The organism is Poseidonibacter antarcticus, assembly GCF_003667345.1.
In the GTDB taxonomy this organism is placed as follows: domain Bacteria; phylum Campylobacterota; class Campylobacteria; order Campylobacterales; family Arcobacteraceae; genus Poseidonibacter; species Poseidonibacter antarcticus.
The window spans coordinates 466,313-485,924 of record NZ_RCWF01000001.1 but is presented as its reverse complement, the minus strand read 5'-3'; the positions used below and the strand labels follow the sequence as shown (position 1 = coordinate 485,924).

21 protein-coding genes are annotated in these 19,612 nt (G+C 26.9%); 5 read left to right on the top strand and 16 right to left on the bottom strand.

Going from position 1 to position 19,612, the window contains the following annotated elements:
• Positions 1-9: 9 nt before the first annotated feature.
• From rseP to D9T19_RS02395, 10 genes are all read right to left on the bottom strand, one after another.
• Complete coding sequence (gene rseP, locus D9T19_RS02440) at positions 10-1,065, bottom strand: RIP metalloprotease RseP (RefSeq protein ID WP_121626602.1); 1,056 nt, start codon at positions 1,063-1,065, stop codon at positions 10-12.
• A gap of 9 nt (positions 1,066-1,074) precedes the next feature.
• Positions 1,075-1,620, bottom strand: coding sequence for a CDP-diacylglycerol--glycerol-3-phosphate 3-phosphatidyltransferase (pgsA, locus tag D9T19_RS02435; RefSeq protein WP_121626601.1), 546 nt, complete (start codon positions 1,618-1,620; stop codon positions 1,075-1,077).
• Positions 1,620-2,399, bottom strand: coding sequence for an enoyl-ACP reductase (locus D9T19_RS02430; protein ID WP_121626600.1), 780 nt, complete (start codon positions 2,397-2,399; stop codon positions 1,620-1,622). The genes pgsA and D9T19_RS02430 overlap by 1 nt, the downstream gene beginning before the upstream one ends.
• Positions 2,399-3,292 (bottom strand): 4-hydroxy-tetrahydrodipicolinate synthase, encoded by an 894-nt coding sequence (gene dapA, locus D9T19_RS02425; RefSeq protein WP_228197955.1) that lies wholly within the window; start codon positions 3,290-3,292, stop codon positions 2,399-2,401. The genes D9T19_RS02430 and dapA overlap by 1 nt, the downstream gene beginning before the upstream one ends.
• A 46-nt stretch (positions 3,293-3,338) precedes the next feature.
• Positions 3,339-4,601, bottom strand: a complete 1,263-nt coding sequence (locus tag D9T19_RS02420; RefSeq protein WP_205588670.1) for a M16 family metallopeptidase — start codon at positions 4,599-4,601, stop codon at positions 3,339-3,341.
• Positions 4,602-4,694: 93 nt separating this feature from the next.
• Entirely contained in the window at positions 4,695-5,753 is a 1,059-nt protein-coding gene (locus D9T19_RS02415; protein WP_121626597.1) for a quinone-dependent dihydroorotate dehydrogenase, read from the bottom strand.
• 114 nt (positions 5,754-5,867) lie between these two features.
• A complete protein-coding gene (locus tag D9T19_RS02410) occupies positions 5,868-7,577 on the bottom strand; it encodes an ABC transporter ATP-binding protein (RefSeq protein WP_121626596.1) in 1,710 nt (569 codons plus the stop codon).
• Between the two features lie 73 nt (positions 7,578-7,650).
• Positions 7,651-8,952 carry a murein biosynthesis integral membrane protein MurJ gene (gene murJ, locus D9T19_RS02405; protein ID WP_121626595.1) on the bottom strand — a complete coding sequence of 434 codons (1,302 nt, stop codon included), beginning with the start codon at positions 8,950-8,952 and terminating at the stop codon, positions 7,651-7,653.
• On the bottom strand, positions 8,952-10,538 hold the full coding sequence (locus D9T19_RS02400) for an endonuclease/exonuclease/phosphatase family protein (RefSeq protein ID WP_121626594.1): 1,587 nt from the start codon (positions 10,536-10,538) through the stop codon (positions 8,952-8,954). Before D9T19_RS02400 ends, murJ begins: the two co-directional genes overlap by 1 nt.
• A 51-nt stretch (positions 10,539-10,589) precedes the next feature.
• The gene (locus D9T19_RS02395; protein WP_121626593.1) at positions 10,590-11,240 is read right to left on the bottom strand and encodes a ferritin family protein; all 651 of its coding nucleotides are present in this window, start codon (positions 11,238-11,240) and stop codon (positions 10,590-10,592) included.
• A gap of 249 nt (positions 11,241-11,489) precedes the next feature.
• Here D9T19_RS02395 and D9T19_RS02390 point away from each other — a divergent pair, with 249 nt between their 5' ends.
• Positions 11,490-11,897, top strand: coding sequence for a Fur family transcriptional regulator (locus D9T19_RS02390; protein WP_228197948.1), 408 nt, complete (start codon positions 11,490-11,492; stop codon positions 11,895-11,897).
• 16 nt (positions 11,898-11,913) lie between these two features.
• On the opposite strand, the gene D9T19_RS02385 is transcribed toward D9T19_RS02390, so the two are convergent.
• Positions 11,914-12,834: a calcium/sodium antiporter gene (locus tag D9T19_RS02385; protein WP_121626592.1), complete on the bottom strand. Its 921-nt coding sequence runs from the start codon at positions 12,832-12,834 to the stop codon at positions 11,914-11,916.
• Position 12,835: 1 nt separating this feature from the next.
• Entirely contained in the window at positions 12,836-13,255 is a 420-nt protein-coding gene (ybeY, locus tag D9T19_RS02380; RefSeq protein ID WP_121626591.1) for an rRNA maturation RNase YbeY, read from the bottom strand.
• A 129-nt stretch (positions 13,256-13,384) separates the two neighbouring features.
• Between ybeY and D9T19_RS02375 the strand changes: the two genes are divergently transcribed.
• A complete protein-coding gene (locus D9T19_RS02375; RefSeq protein ID WP_121626590.1) occupies positions 13,385-13,795 on the top strand; it encodes a thioesterase family protein in 411 nt (136 codons plus the stop codon).
• A 26-nt stretch (positions 13,796-13,821) separates the two neighbouring features.
• Here the strand turns inward: D9T19_RS02375 and radA are convergent, their stop codons facing one another.
• On the bottom strand, positions 13,822-15,171 hold the full coding sequence (gene radA, locus D9T19_RS02370) for a DNA repair protein RadA (RefSeq protein WP_121626589.1): 1,350 nt from the start codon (positions 15,169-15,171) through the stop codon (positions 13,822-13,824).
• Positions 15,172-15,561: 390 nt separating this feature from the next.
• On the opposite strand from radA, the gene D9T19_RS02365 reads away from it, so the two are divergent.
• Complete coding sequence (locus D9T19_RS02365; RefSeq protein ID WP_121626588.1) at positions 15,562-16,290, top strand: hypothetical protein; 729 nt, start codon at positions 15,562-15,564, stop codon at positions 16,288-16,290.
• 156 nt (positions 16,291-16,446) lie between these two features.
• Positions 16,447-16,932, top strand: coding sequence for a ribonuclease HI (locus D9T19_RS02360; protein ID WP_121626587.1), 486 nt, complete (start codon positions 16,447-16,449; stop codon positions 16,930-16,932).
• Here the strand turns inward: D9T19_RS02360 and D9T19_RS14485 are convergent.
• Together D9T19_RS14485 and D9T19_RS02355 are read right to left on the bottom strand one after the other, a co-directional pair.
• Positions 16,929-17,564, bottom strand: coding sequence for a hypothetical protein (locus D9T19_RS14485; RefSeq protein WP_162984525.1), 636 nt, complete (start codon positions 17,562-17,564; stop codon positions 16,929-16,931). The two genes, D9T19_RS02360 and D9T19_RS14485, sit on opposite strands and share 4 nt — an antisense overlap.
• Positions 17,565-17,586: 22 nt before the next feature.
• Complete coding sequence (locus tag D9T19_RS02355; protein WP_121626586.1) at positions 17,587-18,570, bottom strand: lipid A deacylase LpxR family protein; 984 nt, start codon at positions 18,568-18,570, stop codon at positions 17,587-17,589.
• Positions 18,571-18,631: 61 nt separating this feature from the next.
• On the opposite strand from D9T19_RS02355, the gene D9T19_RS02350 reads away from it, so the two are divergent.
• Complete coding sequence (locus D9T19_RS02350) at positions 18,632-19,198, top strand: YqiA/YcfP family alpha/beta fold hydrolase (protein ID WP_121626585.1); 567 nt, start codon at positions 18,632-18,634, stop codon at positions 19,196-19,198.
• A gap of 111 nt (positions 19,199-19,309) precedes the next feature.
• Here the strand turns inward: D9T19_RS02350 and D9T19_RS02345 are convergent, their stop codons facing one another.
• Entirely contained in the window at positions 19,310-19,594 is a 285-nt protein-coding gene (locus tag D9T19_RS02345) for a DUF3861 domain-containing protein (protein WP_121626584.1), read from the bottom strand.
• Positions 19,595-19,612 lie beyond the last annotated feature (18 nt).

Genomic DNA, 19,612 nt, shown 5'->3' with positions numbered 1-19,612 from the left:
TATATTTTATTATTTTAAGAAAATTCTATTAATATCGTTGTAAATTCCTAGTAACATTAAAGAACCAAGAATCACCCAACCAGCGATTGTAAGTATCATGAAAACTTTATCACTTGGTTTTCTTTTTGTAATCATTTCATATATATTAAACATAATATGTCCACCATCTAGTGCTGGAATAGGAAGTAAGTTTAAAACACCTAAATTAACAGAAATAAGTGCCGTAATCGTAAGCAATGCAATAATACTAGATTGACTTGCATCAGAGATTACTTTTCCAATTGTAATAACTCCACCAACTTCACTACTTGGTATTACACCTTGGATTAATTTTTGAACACCTTGAAAAATCATTGTTGATGCAAATACTGTTTTTTCATAAGCAAATACTAAAGATTCACCAATAGATAAATCAAGTTTTATAATTTTCCCAGAAGGTGAAATCCCAACCATTCTTTTTTTAATATCTTCTTTAAACATATTTTGTGCATCAGAGATATGTGGGTTTATAGTTTTAGCTATTAGGTTTCCATCTCTTTTAATGAAGAATTTTAAAGGACCTTGTGTATTTACAATTGTTTTTCCAAGATCATTCCATGTTGTGATTTGTGTATTATTAATTCTTACAATTTCATCATTTTTTTGAATTCCAGCTTTAAAAGCAGGTGAATTAGCTTGAACTTGACCTATTTGAGGAGCAAGTGCTGAAGCACCTATAATAGCAATAGAAAAGTATAAAATAGCAGCTAATAAAAAGTTTGCAAATGGACCTGCAAATAGTATAACTATTCGTTGAAGAGGAGATTTCGTATTATATGAATCATCACCACTTTCAACTAAAGAAGGATTAGAATCATCTTGACCTTTCATTTTTACATAACCACCAAGTGGTATTAATGAAAGTTGCCAAACTGTACCTTTCCATTCTTTTGCAAAAAGACGTTTCCCAAAACCAATTGAGAAAACATGAACTTTTACTCCAAAATAACGAGCAGCAGTAAAATGACCTAATTCATGAAAAAAAACTAAAAACGATAATACCAGTAAAAATGTTATAGTACCCAAGAAAAACCTCTATATTTTAAAATAATCTCTAATATATTCATATCCTGAATACATTGTTAAAACAACAGCTAACCATAAAAGTTCTGTTGCAAATGGCCAATTCATAATTAAAAAACCTATTGCAATCATTTGAATTACAGTTTTTATTTTTCCAGCCATTGTAGAAGCTACATCTTTACCTTCACTTACTGCAACTACTCTTAATCCAGTAATAAAAAATTCACGCGAGAGTATTAAAAATACTGCCCAAGCAGATGCTCTATCAATTACCATAAGACCTAAAAATCCTGCTAGTACAAGCATTTTATCAGCAAGTGGATCTAGTATCCCACCAAGTTTTGTTATCTGATTCCATGATCTTGCAATATATCCATCAAAAAAATCAGTAACTGATGCAATTACGAAAATAAGTCCAGCAAAATAATCCATCCAAGAAGGATGCCAATGAGAAAAAATAGAATTATCTCTATCTATAAAAAACCATAGCATTAGTGGAGCTAATGCTATTCTAAATAATGCTAAGATATTTGGAAGGTTAAGTATTTTTTCTTTCATTATCTGAAAGTTGTTCCACCATCAACAACTAAAGTTTGAGAAGTTATCCAAGATGCGTCTTCAGTACATAAGAAGTAACATGATTGCGCTAAATCTTTTGGTTGACCAATTCTATTTAAAGCTGATAAATCAATAGTTTTTTGTTTAACTTCTTCATAGTTTGTAAATGCTTTAAGTGCATCAGTGTCTATTGGACCACCTGAAACTGCATTTACTCTAATATTAAATTCTCCTAATTCTGTTGCTGCATATCTTACCATTGCTTCAACAGCTGCTTTATTTGTTCCATGACCTGAGTAGTTAGGAATATATACTAAATTACCAGTTGATGATAAAGAAACAATTGCTCCTCCTCCAACTTTTTGCATTCTTTTAGCTGCTTGTTGTGCTCCACATACAAAAGCATTTACTGTTGCAGTATAAATATTATTTAAACCTCGAGGTTTTAATTTCATAAATTTACCATATCCACCAACAACAGCACGACCATAAATCATTGCATTTGAGATAAAAAAATCAACTCTATCAAAGTCTTTATCAATTTCTAAAAATAATTCTTTGTATTGTTCTGGTTCAAGAATATTAAAAGGATATGCTCTACATTTAACTCCATATTTTTCTTCAATATCTTTACAGATATCTTCTGCAAATTGTTTATTAGAATTATATGTAAAAGCAACATTTACACCATTTTGTGCAAATTTATAAACACATTCTTTACCGATACCTTTTGTACCACCAGAAATTACTAAAGTTTTATTTTTCATAAAATCACTCATTATTTAATTACCTTATATTGTATTAAAGTTTTTTCAAGTTTTTTCATTGTTTCTGCACTTGGAGCAGTTAAAGGAAGTCTATATTCTAAAGTATCAAGCAGACCAGCTAAATACATAGCAGCCTTAATTGGTATTGGGTTACTTTCACAAAATAATACAGAGTTTAAAGAATATAAGTCTTCACTAATTTTTCTAGCTTCTGCAAATTTTCCTTCTTGAACAGCATGAACAAGTCTAGATTTCAAGTTTGGAAGTAAGTTTGCAGTTACAGATATAATTCCTTTACATCCACTAGCTAACATAGGAAAATCAATAGCATCATCTCCTGAAACAACAACAATATCACTTCTTTGTGATAATAGTTCAATTGCATTTTGTAATGAACCAGTTGCCTCTTTTGTAGCATAAATATTAGGAATATCATCGAATAGTCTAATTGTAGTTTCTGCTGTTATTTCAACACCAGTTCTTCCTGGTACATTATATAACATAAATGGAATATCAACAGAAGTAGCAATTGCTTTATAATGTTGATATAGACCTTCTTGAGTTGGTTTATTATAATATGGAGTTACAGATAAAAGACCATCAGCTCCAACAGCTTGTGCATGTTTTGCAATACTAACTGCTTCATGCGTTGCATTTGAACCAGCTCCTGCAATAACTTTAATATTAGTACCTTTACAAGTTGCAACTGCAACTTCAATACATTCTCTATGCTCATCATGAGATAATGTAGCACTTTCACCTGTAGTTCCCACAGGAACAACTGCATCCATACCTTGCTCTATTTGTCTTTTAATTAAAGATTCATATTTCTCTAAATCAACTTTTCCATTTTTAAATGGTGTAATTAGTGCGGTCATTGCACCTGTAATAATTTCCATATCTATCCTTTTTTACTACTAAATCTTCTATTTTTTATTTTTTATAATTGAACTACTGCTTTTCTTGTTTTAGTATTACCGTAGTGGAATTATTTTTTGTAAAGTATTTATTTGCAACTTCTATTAAATCTTTTTTAGTTAATTTATCTACTTTTTCTTCATAATTAAATAAAGGTTTTATATTGTCTCTTACAAAATAAGAACCATATAATGATGCAACAGAAGATGAACTTTCAAGTGAAAAAATAAAATCTGCTTTTGTATTAATTTTTATTTTTTCAATATCTGATTTTGTAATTTTACCTTTTTTGATTTCGTCGATTATAGCTAAAATTTCTTTTTCAATGTCTTTAGCTTTTATACCTTCGTTTGCAACAGCCATAAATATAAATAAACCAGGGTCTTTTAATTCTAAATTATATGCATAAACAGAGTTAACTAATCTTTTTTCATCAACTAGTCTTTTTTGTAAAATCGAACTTTTCCCTGAACTAAAAAATTCGCTTAAAGCTGAAAGTGCAACTTGGTCTTCATGTTCAAAGTTTGGTATATGATAAGTAATTGCTATCATTTCAACTGCTGAATCTTTTAAGACAGTTACTTTTTTAGCTCCATCTTGTTTTGGTTCAACTGTATGAATATCTGATATTATTTCTTTTTTATTTTTTATATCTTTAAAATATTTTTCAGAAGAAGCAAATATTTTATCTTTATCTATATCTCCAGCAACTACAATAATTGCATTCTTTGGTTGATAATATGTACTATGAAAATCTTTTATATCATTAATTGACCAGTTTTTAATATCACTCATAAATCCAATTGGAGTCCAGTGATATGGATGGTAAATATATGCGTTGTTGAATAATCTAAATTGTAAATAACCCATAGGACTATTATCAGTTCTCCAACGTCTTTCTTCTGCAACTACATTACGTTCTGGTTGAAATTCTTCATCTTTTAATGTTAAATTTTCCATTAAATCAGCAAATAAACTTAATGATTTATCCATATTCTTTGAAGCAGATTTTATATAATAGTGTGTAAAATCAAAAGATGTAGAAGCATTATTAACTCCTCCAAAACCTTTTACTATTTCATCAAATTCACCTGATTTTAAATTTTTAGTTGATTTAAAGTTTAAGTGTTCAAGCATATGTGCTATTCCACTTTTCCCCATTTTCTCATCTCTGCTTCCAACTTTATAAAATATATCAGTTGATACTACATTTGAGTCATTTTTCATAGGAATTGCAACTATTTGTAATCCATTTTCTAATGTTTTAGTGTAATATTTTGGTAAGCTATTAGCCATTAATTCTCCTGTGATAATGAATAATGAAACAATAAAAAGTAAAAAAGTTTTTTTAGTTTTTGTTTGGTTTATTAAATTCATTTTAAATATTTCCTATTTTAAATCAGCACCAATAGCTTCTGTGATATTTGCATATCCATCTTTGGCTATTAGTTCTAAAAGTTCTTCATTAATTTTTCGAACCATTGAAGGTCCTTCAAAAATTAAACCTGAGTACGATTGTACCAATGAAGCACCTGCTTTTATTCGAGCATATGCTTGTTCCCCTGTTGATATACCACCTGCTGATATTAAAATTGTTTTTCCAAATAATTCTTTTGCAATTTCTTTAAAAATATTATAAGATTTATTAGTTAAACAAGCACCACTTAATCCACCAAAATCTTGACAATTTGGAACTAAATCATAATCAATTGTAGTATTTGTTGCTATTATTCCAGATGCACCCGCATTTATTGCACTTTTACATAAATCAATTGCAACTTGTGCTTCCATATCTGGAGCAATTTTTAATAAAATTGGTTTTTTTGTAAATTCTTTAGCCATAGTGAATAATTCAGTAATAAATTTTTCATTTTGTAAATCTCTTAAATTTGGAGTGTTTGGACTAGAAATATTTATTACTAAATAATCACTAGTTTGTTCAAATTTTTTGATTAACATTTTATAATCACTTAAAGCAAACTCTTCAGGAGTTAATTTATTTTTACCAATATTTACTCCAACAGGAATAGAAGCTGGGTAAACTTCTTTTAAATTTTTAAGTACTTTGTGCGCACCTTTATTATTAAACCCCATTGCATTTTGAACACTTTTAACTTCTGGATATCTAAACATTCGAGGTTTTGGGTTACCATCTTGTGGTCTTGGTGTCATTGTTCCAATTTCTGTAAAACCAAATCCAAGTGAAGGCATAGCTTTTACCATTGTCGCATTTTTGTCAAAACCAGCTGCAAGGCCTACAGGGTTCTCAAAAGTAAGACCAAAAATTTCTTGTGAAAGTTTATGATCCTTAATATAGTTCTTTTTTTCCATGTAGTTTTGGATAATTTTACATTTACCAACTATTCTCAATCCCATTTCAGCCATATTATGTGCTGTTTCTGGTTCAAATTTAAATAGAACTTTTTTAAGTGTATTATAGCTAAACAAGTTTGTGCCTTTTTTAAAATTTAGATATTTTATCCAAAAGTCGTTAAATATAAGTTTTAATGAAATTATTAATTTCATTAAGTTAAGAAATAAGCAAAAAAAACTTTTTTTTGCTTACATATTTGCTAAATTATGTAATCTTTTATATTCTTCACAAGTTTTTAATAAGTTTTTTTCTGTATCCATACATACTATCTTTCCATTTTTAAAAACTGCTATTTTTGTTGCATTTTTTATTGTACTTAATCGATGTGCAATAATAAATGTAATTTTATCTACACTTACTTCATCAATCACTTCTGAAATTATTGATTCACTTTCATTATCTAGTGCTGAAGTAGCTTCATCAAGTATAAGAACTTGAGGGTTTTTATATAAAGCCCGTGCAATTGCAATTCTTTGTCTTTGACCTCCACTTAAATTTGTTCCAAATTCATCAAGTTTTGTATTAATACCTTCTGGCATTTTTTGTATAAAGTCATAAGCGTGAGCTTGTTTTAATACTTCGATAACTCTTTGTTCATTTATATCATAACCATAAGCAATATTAGCACTTATTGTGTCATTAAAAATATATACTCTTTGTGTTACTATTGAAATATTTTCTCTTAAAGACTTAATATCTAAGTCATTTAATAATTTGTTATTAAGTTTTATTTCACCTTTTGAAACATCATAAAATCTGATGATTAGATTAATTAATGATGATTTCCCACCACCACTATCACCTACAAGAGCAATAGTTTCACCTCTTTTTGTTTCAAAACTAATATTTGAAAGAGCAGTAAAATCATCATATTTTAAAAATACATCTTTAAATGAAATAGTTTTAATCTCATCAGGGAATTTATTTTTACCTGAAAGAATAGTTGCTTGTTGATTTAGCATTTCATTAATTCTATCATTTGCTGCAAGCGCATCTTGCATTTTATTATATAAAGCTGATAATCTTTTTATTGGAGAATAAAGCATAAATAGTGCTGCAATAAAAGATGAAAATGTACCTGTTGTTAATTCTCCACTTATTACTTTTGTTCCACCTACTAATATTACTGCTGCAAATGCAAATGAACCTATTATTTCCATTAGAGGAGAAGTTAGTTCATTTGTTCTAACTGCTTTCATATTGTATTTAAAGAAGTTTAGATTATGAATTGAAAATTTTTTTGATTCAATCTCTTCTGTTGAATTAGCTTTGATTATTTCTATATTATTAAATGATTCACTTAAAGATGTAGTAATATCAGCATTTGATTCTTGTGATTTAAATGAAAGTTTTTTCATTCTTTTTGCAAGTCTTGATAATGGATAAATTGCAAGAGGAAGTACGACTAAACCATAAAATGCAAGTTCTGGTGAGTGATAAATTACAAGTGCAACAAGTCCAACTATTGTAAGTGATTCACGTATAAACTCTGCTACATAGTTTGAAATTGCACTTTGTATTCTATTTATATCATTTATAATTCTACTAACAAGTTCTCCACCATGTTTTTTTTGAAAGAAATTAATATCTAAAGTTAAAACGTGTGCAAATAATCTATCTCTTACAATTCTAGTAATATCTTGTCCAATAAAAGAAATATAATAAGCTTGGATATATCGTCCAAAACCTTTTGCAGCATAAAGAATGATTACAAAGATGGGCATCATATATAACATTTCTTCATCTTTATTGATAAAAATATCATCAAGTAAAGGTTGTATAGCATAAGCCGTTCCAGAAGTTGCTCCTGCGACTAATATAATTCCTACAAAAGCATAAAAAAATTCTAGTTTATAATTTTTATAAAATGGTGAATATTGTTTGAAAAATTCTTTCATTTAAATCCTAGTAATATTTATTAAAGCGATGATTATAGCTAAAATGTAATTAATTACTAAAAATCCAAGTTCTTTATTTTTTGAACATAAGTTTAAATTTTTTAAAACCAAAAGCTTTAATAGTTAGAAAAAAAAGTATAAATCCACTAAGTGTACTAGCAAATGCTAAACCAGCTGCTCCAAAAGGTTGTATTAAAATCAATGAAAATACAATATTCCATCCAAGAGAATAAACTGATATTTTTGCTGCTAAAAATTGCTGTTCTTTTGCATATAACCAAAGCGAAAATATTTTACCAATTCCAAAAGGAATAAGACCTATTAAATACATAGATAAAATTAATGCAGTATTTGCTGTATCTGTTTGGGTAAATGCTCCTCTTTCAAATAATAATGAGATTATAAATTCATTAAAAACTATTCCTATAAATGTTGAAACTGCTAATAATCCAAATAAAATTAATGATGATTTTTTCATTAGATTTAATGCTTTTTCTTCATCTTTATTTTTTATACTTCTTGCAATCATTGGAAATAGGGCAACTGATGTAGCAATTGCAAAAAGGGCTAAAGGAAGTTGAAAAACTCTATTCCCATAATAAAGATATGAAATAGAACCTGTCATTAAAAATGATGCTAACCACGTATCAATAAAAGCTGAAAGGTGTGTAGTTGAAGAACCAAGTGTTGCAGACATAAAGTTTTTATAAAATTTATTTTCCTCTTTTTTCTTATGTTTTTTAAAATGAAATATTTTACATAAATTAAGTCTTTTTATAGCATATAAATGTACTAGTATTTGTAAAAGTCCTCCTGCTAAAACTCCATAAGATAAGTAAAAAGTAATTTCATATTTATCCATATCTTTTGAAATCAAAAGAGATAAAATCATTGTAAGATTTAAAAGTGCTGTTGAATATGCAGTTGTAGCAAAATGATGTTTATATTGTAAAAGTGCAGCCATAAAAGTAACTACAAAAATCATAGGTAAATAGTAGAAATTTATTGCAAATAATGGTGCTGCTAAATCTATTGTCTCTTGATCAAAACCAATTGCAATTGCTTTTGCAACAAGTGATGAAAAAAGAGTTACTAAAAGTGATAATATTATCAAAAATCCAAATAGTTGTAAAAACACTACAGAAGAAAATCTAATTTTATGATTTGATTTTGCATAAGCTGGTATAAAAGCTTGGGTAAATGCACCTTCTGCAAAAATTCTTCTAAAAAGATTTGGTAATTTAAAAGCTACAAAGAAAATATCCGAATAAATATTTGCTCCCAAAATTGATGCTGTTAATAAATCTCGAATAAATCCTAAAATTCTTGATGTTAGAATTCCTGTACTATTTGTGAATATAGATTTTAAAAGCATTATTTACCTACTTTATAGTCATTTTTATTATGAATAAGTATTTGAGGAATACCTCGATATTCTCCAATATGTGCATTTTTAAAAGTGATTATAGAGTTTTCTTTTGGTAAATCTTTTTTATTTTTTGCATATAGTTTTATATACTTTCCTTTAGAATTTTCAATATGTAGCTTTTTATTTTTCACAATACCTTTTAGATTAAAGGCTATTTCATTTTGATAAATAGGTTCTAAAATATTGTTTTTCTTCGCATTTAATAAAAGTGATTTATAATCTTTATATTTTCCATCTTCATCTAAAATAGAAAAAGAATCAACTTCTTTTAATCCATTATAATCAAGAATTTGGTTTATTTGTAAAGTATATGAATATCCAAGTTTTAAGTTTTTTGCATGATTATATATATAAATAGCTCGTTTATTTTTTTGTTTTATTATCGCACCATTTTTTGTTTTATAAATCACAATAGCATTTTTTATAATAGCAGGTTCGATTAGTTTCATTTTTGTGTATAAATCAGAAATAGAATGTAACTCTTTTTTACTATTTTTATTAATCTCTTTAATAGGATTTGTTTTTTCTTTTGATGTTGAGAATTTTGCATAAATTGGTAAATGATCAGAATATCCAACTCCAATATGAACTTTGTTATATCTTGAACCTTTCATTTGCCATCTTAAAACTTTATTGTTTTTATATAGATAATTAGGTTTAAAAACCTTAAATGAATTATGAATATATGAAATATTTTTTGTATCAAGTAGAGCAGGTGAAACAATAATATTATCAGGAGTATTATTTTGTGTTCTATATTTATTTGAAAATCTTTGATTTGATGGTAAATCTAACCAAAGGTTAAAATGTACCTTTCTTTTTAATTTTAAAACATCATCATAAGTGATATATTTATCATTTACAGTTGTATTTAAAACTTGATTTATTCCTGTTATACCATTTGTATTATTTAATTTTTTATTGTATTTAAAACTTCTCATTTCATCATAATTTGAGTTGAAATCACCAAGTAAAATATAATCATAATCCCTTGGAAGTTTTGAAAGTCTATCTTGTAATTTCTTTGCAAATTTAACTCTATAACTTTCTGCAACTCTTTTTGAAGGCCAGTGATTATTAAAAACCTTAAACTCTGTATTATCAAAAACAAAGGTACTTTCTAAAATAGGTCTATATATTTTATTTGTAAATTTTATATCTATTTGTCTACTGTCTTTTATTTTTATTTTTGATAAAAATCCAAGTCCAATTGCTGATCTAGAATATTTTATAAATGATGAGTATTTATATTGTGGTAGCTTTTTTAATAAAAGTTGTAATACCGCTTTATTTTCAATCTCTTGAAGTCCAATAATATCAGCATCAATTGCCTTTATAACTTTTACTGCATTATTGATTTTTATATTGAAATTTTTTTGATTCCATTTTGAAGAAGTGTTGGGTATAAACTCTTTATATTCGCTATTTTGTTTTTTTAAATCAAATAAATTTTCTGCATTATAAGATGCAATTGTAAAATCTTTTGCATAAATACATAAAGCAAAAAGTGTTAATAATAATAGTTTAATCAAGGCTATCTCCGGTAATTTTTCTTATATTACCAAAGATATCCTTTTTTTTAATTACTTTTTAGAATTTAATCTTGATTGGTACTCTTGTGGGTGTTTACATACAGGACAAACTTTTAAAGCTTTTTTCCCTCTATGAATATGTCCACATACTTCACAGATCCACTCTTCTTCTTCATCACTTTCGTGTTCTTTCCCTGATTCAAGTCTTTCAAGAAGCATTCTATACATCTTTTCATGTTCAACTTCAATTTTACCAATTCCTGCAAGAATTCTTGCAACATCTTTATGTTCTTCTTCTTTTGCAATAGCTGCAAAATCTGGATACATTGTTACATTTTCATATGATTCACCATTAATCGCATCATTAAGGTTTTCAATAGTATTTCCAAGTTCTTTACCTGATACAATTTGATTATGCATTTTAAGTTCAAGTTTAGCATGCATTTTTTCATTATTAGCAGCTCTTTGGAAGTGTTCAGCAATATCTCTATAACCTTCTTTTTGTGCAACTTTAGCATAATATTCATACTTGTTTCTAGCCATTGATTCGCCTGCAAATGCTTTCATTAAATTAACTGCTGTTAAATCTTCTGTAATCATTTCCATAGCTTCACCACAGCAGTGTAATTCTCCACCACCAACTTTTTGAACTTCAACTTCGTTACCACATTTATTACATCTGTACGTTTCGTATTGTCTCATATTTAATCCTCTTAATTTTAATGTTTATTCTATTGATATTCATATAAAACTGCTCTTAAACTAGCCTAAGTAAGGCGGTTTATTAACAATAATATTTAGTTATAGAAAATCTTTTTCCAATAGATAATTATAATATATAGAAACTTAAAGGAAAATTATTTTCCTTTAATAAAATATATGCTATAATTCCAGAATAAATATTAGTGAATTAAATATAACATATTGTATTATTTCACGAAAGGAAAGGTAATGATATCGAATTATACAGGTTTATTAAAGGAATATGATCTAAAAGTAACACCTCAAAGAGTTGCTATTGTTGAAGAACTTTATTTAAATGGTCATATGAATATTGATGATTTATACAAAAAGTTACTTACAAAGTTTCCTTCTATTTCACTTGCAACTATATATAAAAATATAAATGCAATGCTTGAAAAGGTTTTTCTTTCAGAAGTAAAAATTCCAAATACTAAATCAGTTTTTGAATTAGTTAAAACAGAACATGCTCATTTAGTTTGTTCATCGTGTGGAAATATTGAAGATATAACTTTGAATGTAAGTAGTGTATTAGAAGAGGTTAACTCTTTAAGTAAGTTTAAAATAGATTCAACAAATTTAGTTTTAACAGGGCTTTGTTCTCACTGTAATAAGTAAAAAAATAGTCTAGCTTTTAAGCTAGGCTATTTTGTACTACTAAGGCTAAAATCACCATTAAAGCAATTCCTGCAGATTTATTATAAAGTTTATTAGCTGTTATAAATACAAGCATAACAGAAGCAATAACAGCAGCTGTAATATCAAATAAGTTAGCAGATAAATCAACATTTAATGGATTTATCAATGACGATAATCCTAAAACCATAGTAAAGTTCGCAACATTTGAACCAATAATATTACCAATTGCTAAATCAGTGTTATTGTTAAGAGCTGATTTAATCGAAATAGTAAGTTCAGGTAATGATGTACCAAATGCAATTAAAAATAATCCAATAACCCATTCTGAAATACCAAAACTTCTTGCAATATTTGAAGCACTATCTATTGCAAAATCAGCACCTACAACAACAAAAATAAATCCAACTGCTAATAGTAAGGCAGTTTTTCCCCATGCAAACTTTTCTTTTGCTATATCTTCATCTATTTCTTCCATTGCATTACTAGAGATTAAGAACATTAAATATCCAGCCATAAGTGCTAGAAATAAAAGACCATCAACAAAGTTTATTTCACCATCTATCCCCATTAGAATAAATGCAAAAATAGGGAATAAAGACCAAGCTGAATCTTTTGCAAATAAATCTCTTGTTGGTTTTACATTTTTAGCAATTAAAAATACAACTCCAAGGACTAAAGAAATATTGAAAATAGTACTACCAATAACATTTGCAACTGCAATATCTCCACTACCTTTTATTGAAGCAGACATTGAAACTGCCATTTCAGGTAGAGAAGTTCCAAGTGCAACTAATGTAGCACCAATTACAAAACTTGAAATCTTATAATGTAATGCAATCTTTTCACTTTGTTCAATGATAAAATCCGCACCATAAATAAGTGCAGCCATTGAAACAATAAATATAAAAATGTCCATTTTATGAGTTCCTTACTATTAAGCTATCTGGTAAATTAAATTGTTTGATTAATTCTTCTTCTTTTGTTCTATGTTCGCCATTATCAACTTCGTGGTCATATCCTAAAAGATGCAATATACCATGAATAAATAGAAGGCAAAACTCTTCTTTGTCTGTATGTTTATACTCTTTTGCTTTTTCTTCTACAAAATCTAAAGAAATTACAATGGAACCCAAAGGCATATTTGGCATATCAAATTCTAATGGAAAAGATAAAACATCTGTAGCTTTATTAATATTTCTATGCTCACTATTTAATTCTCGAATTTCATCATTATGTACAATAATAAGTTCAATATCTTTTTGTGTTAAAGATGAAGCTATATCTTCAATAAGCGATGTTGGTACATCAAAAGAGGTGTTATTTTCAATATCAATCATTATTTACCTTTTAATTTACGCGATTGTAGCAAAGTTTTATATATTAGTAGATTAAGTAAAAAATTAGATTAAGTTTATTTAATGTTAAATATATGTTAGAATTATCAAAATAAATTAAAAGGATTTTTTATGGCTTTAGAAATTGGAACACAAGATAAAATAGAATTTAAAGTAAAACAATCAGATTTAGCAAGTAATTTAAATATATCACCAGATGATGGTTTTCCTGATGTTTTTGCAACTGCAAGAATGGTGGCACTTATGGAGTGTTCAGCTGCAAAAATATTAATTCCTTTTTTAAAAGAGGGTGAATTATCTGTTGGAGTTGGAGTAAATATTATACATTTAGCACCAACACTTGAGGGTGATACTGCAATTTCAACTGCTACATTTGAAGGAATGGAAGGAAAACTTTATAAGTTTTCTATTGAAGTAGTTGATTCAGCTGGAAAAGTAGGTACAGGAACTCATACACGTGCAATAGTTTCAAATGAAAGACTAATGAGTGGTGCTAAAAAGAGAATAGAAACGTTAAATTAGAGTTAAAAATAAATAATAGAACTATTTTAAAATAGTTCTATCATTTTTGTAACTTCATCTACTGGAAACTCTTTTAGATTAAGTTTTAGTTTTGTTTTTTGAGCAATTACTGCTTTTTTGATTCCTTGTGCTTGTGCTTCTTTTAATCTCATATCAATAGAATAAACATCTTTAATCTCACCAGTTAGTGAAACTTCACCAATAAATACAGACTCTTTTGAAATAGGTCTATCTCTAAATGATGAAATAATAGCAGCAACAACAGCTAAATCCGCAGAACTTTCTTTGATTTTTATACCACCTGAAATATTTATAAATACATCATAAGTATTTAGAGGTAAATCAATTTTCTTTTCAAGTAGGGCTAAAAGCATATTTAATCTATTTGCATCAAATCCTGTTGCGCTTCTTTTTGGATTTGGATAGGTACTTTCTGTTACTAAAGCTTGAACTTCAAGTATTAAAGCACGACTTCCTTCCATAGTAATTGTCAAAGCTGAACCACTTTGAGCTTTTGATTTATCAAAAAACTTTGAAGCAATATCTTTTGCAGATATTAAACCCTCAGCTGTCATTTCAAAAATACCAATTTCAGAAGTTGAACCAAATCTATTTTTGAAACCTCGAAGCATTCGTAACTCTTTTGAAGATTCACCTTCAAAATATAAAACAGTATCAACCATATGTTCTAAAACCCTAGGTCCTGCTATACTTCCATCTTTTGTGATATGACCTATTATAAACATTGCAATATCTGATTCTTTTGCTTTTCTCATAAGCTCAAAAGTAATCTCTCGCACTTGCGAAACACTTCCTGGTGCAGATGTAAGATTTGAAGAATAAATTGTTTGAATAGAATCAATAATCACAACTTCATAATCTACTCTTAAAAGCTCGTCTTGTATCTCTTCTAGTTTAATCTCACTTAATAAATATACATCATCGTGATTTGCATCAAGTCTATTAGCTCGTAGTTTTATCTGACCAGCACTTTCTTCACCTGATACATATAAAACTTTTTTCCCACCAGCTGCTATAGAACCTGCAACTTTTAAAAGTAAAGTAGACTTACCAACCCCAGGACTTCCCCCAATCAAAGTAAGACTTCCTGGAACTATTCCTCCACCTAAAACTAAATCAAACTCATCGTTGTTAGAAGAAAATCTAACTACATTATCTTGTTTGATTTGAGTAATTGGAGTTGCTTTTGTTTTTGTATCTCTTACTTTTGAAGTTTGTTTTATCACTTCTTGTTGGTCTTGATTTAACTCAATAAAAGAATCCCAAGAACCACAACTAGGACATTTTCCTAACCATTTTGTAGCTTGTTCTCCACAGTGTTGACATTCAAATAGTGATGTTTTTTTCTTTGCCATTTATTTTCCTTAAAAATCTAAAGGTGATTTTATATCATTTTTGTTTAATTCTTTTACTGTATAGGTAATGATAGTAAAAGACTTTAGATTATTTACCTAGTTATTTCATGAAAAAAGGTTTACTAAAATAATATCTAATATATTTTTATGTATCTAAAAATATTTCAATATGTAATATTTTTAATGATTGACATTGTTAATCTATTTTTTACAGATGATGGCGAAGAAATTATTAAAATAATAAGTGCAAGAAATGTAAATAGACAAAAAAGGAATAATCAAGATTGAAGATTAAATAGCTATTATCAGATACTTAGAAATTTAGAACAATTATATTAAAGGAAATAATCATTATGAAGATAATACTATGAAAAATATTGTTTATTCAATATGATAATTTACGATTTTATAGATTCAGTTAATTCAATAGTTACATCAATTGGAATAATAGTTACTACATTGATTATTATTTTAGTCAATAAGAATGTTATTTTACAATTTAAAAAAGAAAATTCATTTAAAAAATATTGTAACTTAAAAACTATTTTACCTCGTAGAATTTTTTTAATTAGTTTTTCATCTGTAATTGGATTAAGTATTTGGCAACTAATGAATACAAATTTTATAAGTGAAAAAGTAAAAAAGTTTATTTTTTTATATTTGCCTAATGGTAATCAATTAATTGTAAATAAAAAAAATGGTATTATTCATCATAAAATTATATGTAAAGATCATTTACCTAAAAAGAAAAATATTGGAAGTAACATGAGTTTTGCATCAAATGTAAAATTTCATAAATCAAAAAGTATAGAAATATTAAACCAACTTACAAAGAATATTTCAGTGGAGGATTCAATTGAAATATTGTTATTAGCTACAGCAAATAATCCTACATCTGTACACTTATATGATAAGCTAGTTAAATTATATGGGAAAATCAAAAAATATGATTCTATTCATATATTATTAAGTAATGCAGAAATTAAAATTAGTTATATGTTAATAGAGATGAATAATAATACTAAAGAATATAAACGATATAATAAAGCATTATCACATGTTTTAATCTTACAACAAAAAGTATTAGATAGAATAAGGTATAAAGCACTAAATTTATAATGAACTTTTATGCTTCGGGGAACTAAGAAATTAATTGTAAGTAATTCTAGAGGGAGGTTCGACTCCTCCAAAGTTCTTTTCTATATATTAACCTTCTTATAATTGTTCCTCTAATTTCAAATAAACAATATTTAAATACATTGGATAATATATAATATGAAAAAAATAAAACTCTTTACAGATGGAAGTGTAAATCCTCAGAAAAAAATAGGTTTTGGTGCTTATCTTTTACTTACAGATGATAATTTGAAAAATTTAGATGATTTAAAATCAAATGTTATTTTAAAAAGATTTGAAAATACTTCTTCAACAAAATTGGAAATACAAACACTTCTTTGGGCTTTGAGTGATATAAATATCATTGATTCTACTATTGAGATTTATACTGATTGTCAAAATATTATTGGGCTTTTGCATAGAAAAGAAAAATTACAAGCTTTGGATTATCATTCTAGTTCGGGTAAGCTTTTGAACAATAGTGAACTTTATAGAGATTTTTTCAAGCTTTTAGAAAAATATAATTGTGAGTTTATTAAGGTAAAAGGGCATAAAAAAAATAGCTTAAAAAATGATATTGATGAGGTATTTAATATCGTAGATAAAGCAGCTAGAACTGCTTTACGGGGTGAGAGTAAAACTTAAGGTTTTACTTTCATTCTGAAATATCTTGGAAATTTATATTTTAATGAATCATCAATCTCAAGAGGAAATACTTTTAAAATTGATGGTTTAATCAAGTTGTAGTATTGTTTGTTTCCATCCATATATTTTAATTGTTGATATTTCCCATTTTTTAAGATAGTTAATCTTATATTTACTTCACTTATATTGTTTATTAGGCTTTTATCTACATCTCTTGATATATTTGAATAGATTTTGTCTTCTATTGATTTATAAAATTCTCCTATAGTTATTGGAGTTGAGATTTCTTCTTTGATTTCTTCTGGAAGTTTCTCTATTATTACTTCTTCTTGAACTTCTTTTACTTTCTCTTTTATTTCTTTTGGAAGATTTTCTAGAGATTTTATTGTTTTTATTTCTTCTACTTCTTGATTTTCATCTTCTGTAGTAGTAATAATTTTTTGTTCTTCATTTATTATTACAGGTTCTTTTTTCTTTATGTCAATTTTCTTTTCAATAGTAGTTTGATTCTCAAATGAGTTATCTGTAATATCTTCAGATCCAAAAAAGAAAGAGTATAAGCCATATAATAAAGCTCCTATTACTAGTAAAATTAAAGTATCTTCAATAAATGATTTACTTTTGGTATTCAATATTTATCCTTGTATATAAAATTTAAAAAATATAAGTTAAGCTAACTCCACCCCAATTTTCTCTTGTACTATTTTCATTTGTAAAAATTAATTTTGAAGTTTTAAAATTGAATGATAATAAAAAATCATCATAAAAAGTATCAATTGAAATTAGTTGTGTAAGTGTACCTTCTATTTTGTCTAGTTCATATGATTTATCATAATCATTTATATAAAAATAATCAGTATATGTGTACCCTAAACCATAAGATAACGCCCATCCAAAGTCTTTATTTGTTTTTGAGTCTATATTTAAAAGATTATTCTCATTAGATCCTATAAGTCTTCCTACTGTATTAAATGTATCTGGATAGTTATTCCCATATCTCAACATAGTTCCAACCATTGCTGCTCTATTATAATTCCCAAGATCTATTCTAACACTACTTATTATATCCATTTTTCCATAGCTAAAACTTTTTTTGAAGTTTTTATATCCAAATGAATAGGCAAAGTTATATAAAAAATTATCTTTTAATTGATTATCCCAACCTTCAGGTTTTGTATTTCCTGTTATATCATGATAGCCTTTTTGAAACTCTGCTGTTTTTGTACTAGGTCCTACCATTCCTATTGTTAACATATATTGATGAAATAAATTTTCATTCCATTTAAAAAGTGCAAAATCTAAAGTTATAACACCTGCATAGGGTACATCTCCAACTATTTTGTCACTTCTTTTTAAATCATCTGGAGTAAATGCAAGTTGTGAATAGGCGATACCAAAAGATTGGTATTTTGTATCTTGTGTAAAAGTGGGTATTGAAGTAATGTATTTAAAAAATTTACTATCATATTTTTCTAAATCATTTGTATCTTTATTGCTTAAATACATAAATGAAGTACCATTTGTATAATGATTGTCATCTCCATCTACGACATCATTTTCTAAATTTATTGTAAATGTTTGTGCATATAAGTTTATTGAAAATAAAATTGCAATAAAAAAATAAGTATATAATTTCATATTTAACCTTTTTGTAGTAATATTGAAAAATTATATAATAAAACAATTAGGAAAAAATTAAATGATAATTTACTTACATGGTTTCGCAAGTGCAGGTTTTGGAGTAAAAGCCCAAAAATTCTTAGAATACTTTGAAGATGAGATAATTACACCAACACTTCCAACAATACCAAATTTAGCAATAGCTACACTAGAACAGCTGATAGAGGCTTTTTTGAATAGAGGTGAAAAGGTATCTTTGATAGGTTCTTCATTAGGTGGTTTTTATAGTTTATATCTTGCAAATAAATATAATCTAAAAGCTGTATTAATAAATCCTGCTGTTTATCCTTGGATTACATTAGAAAATTATAGAAAAGATGAATATGAATTAGCAACATCTTATTATGATAATTCAAAGTTTGAATTTAATCATTCTCATTCTCAATCTTTACGAAATTATGAAGTTTTGATTATCAAAAATCCTGAAAACTTTTTAACTTTACTTCAAGATGAAGATGAAATTTTAGATTATGAAGAAGCCGCTGAAAAGCTTGAAGAAACAAATTTGATAATAGAAGAGGGTGGGAATCATTCTTTTGTAGGAATTGAAAAATATTTTAGAAAGATTAATTCTTTTTTATCTTAATAATAAGAAGATAGTTTTATCTTCTTATTTTAATTTATTTGATAACTTTTCCATTTTTTTTGTACATATACACTTATAGTTTCATAAGAGCATAATTATATATTTGTCCTTTTATTTCTTTTTTAATTCTTTCATAAAGTTTTTGAAGTGGGGAAGTAGTTCTTTAAAAGGTTTGGAATCCTTATTTTTCAACATAACTTCACTAAACAATTTTAAACCAATAAGTAATGCTTTTGTATCTTGATTATCAAGTTGCATCTTGCCTTCCATTTGTTCTACAATTTTAAAAATATCATCATGATTTTTTGTTTCAAATACTAAAGGATTTGCTTCAAGATCATTGCCTTTTGCATCTTCTAAATGCTCAATTGTAAACTTATATAAATTACCTTTCATTCTTTCTCCTAATATTTA

Excerpts from the sequence above, each read along its gene's own strand:
- D9T19_RS02355 (WP_121626586.1), bottom strand. The coding sequence starts at position 18,570 with ATGAAATTATATACTTATTTTTTTATTGCAATTTTATTTTCAATAAAC.
- D9T19_RS02420 (WP_205588670.1), bottom strand. The coding sequence starts at position 4,601 with ATGGCTAATAGCTTACCAAAATATTACACTAAAACATTAGAAAATGGA.
- D9T19_RS02410 (WP_121626596.1), bottom strand. The coding sequence starts at position 7,577 with ATGAAAGAATTTTTCAAACAATATTCACCATTTTATAAAAATTATAAA.
- D9T19_RS02360 (WP_121626587.1), top strand. The coding sequence starts at position 16,447 with ATGAAAAAAATAAAACTCTTTACAGATGGAAGTGTAAATCCTCAGAAA.
- D9T19_RS02345 (WP_121626584.1), bottom strand. The coding sequence starts at position 19,594 with ATGAAAGGTAATTTATATAAGTTTACAATTGAGCATTTAGAAGATGCA.
- D9T19_RS02395 (WP_121626593.1), bottom strand. The coding sequence starts at position 11,240 with ATGAGACAATACGAAACGTACAGATGTAATAAATGTGGTAACGAAGTT.
- D9T19_RS02385 (WP_121626592.1), bottom strand. The coding sequence starts at position 12,834 with ATGGACATTTTTATATTTATTGTTTCAATGGCTGCACTTATTTATGGT.
- D9T19_RS02365 (WP_121626588.1), top strand. The coding sequence starts at position 15,562 with ATGATAATTTACGATTTTATAGATTCAGTTAATTCAATAGTTACATCA.
- D9T19_RS02430 (WP_121626600.1), bottom strand. The coding sequence starts at position 2,399 with ATGAGTGATTTTATGAAAAATAAAACTTTAGTAATTTCTGGTGGTACA.
- radA (WP_121626589.1), bottom strand. The coding sequence starts at position 15,171 with ATGGCAAAGAAAAAAACATCACTATTTGAATGTCAACACTGTGGAGAA.
- pgsA (WP_121626601.1), bottom strand. The coding sequence starts at position 1,620 with ATGAAAGAAAAAATACTTAACCTTCCAAATATCTTAGCATTATTTAGA.
- D9T19_RS02350 (WP_121626585.1), top strand. The coding sequence starts at position 18,632 with ATGATAATTTACTTACATGGTTTCGCAAGTGCAGGTTTTGGAGTAAAA.
- D9T19_RS02375 (WP_121626590.1), top strand. The coding sequence starts at position 13,385 with ATGGCTTTAGAAATTGGAACACAAGATAAAATAGAATTTAAAGTAAAA.
- ybeY (WP_121626591.1), bottom strand. The coding sequence starts at position 13,255 with ATGATTGATATTGAAAATAACACCTCTTTTGATGTACCAACATCGCTT.
- D9T19_RS02390 (WP_228197948.1), top strand. The coding sequence starts at position 11,490 with ATGATATCGAATTATACAGGTTTATTAAAGGAATATGATCTAAAAGTA.
- murJ (WP_121626595.1), bottom strand. The coding sequence starts at position 8,952 with ATGCTTTTAAAATCTATATTCACAAATAGTACAGGAATTCTAACATCA.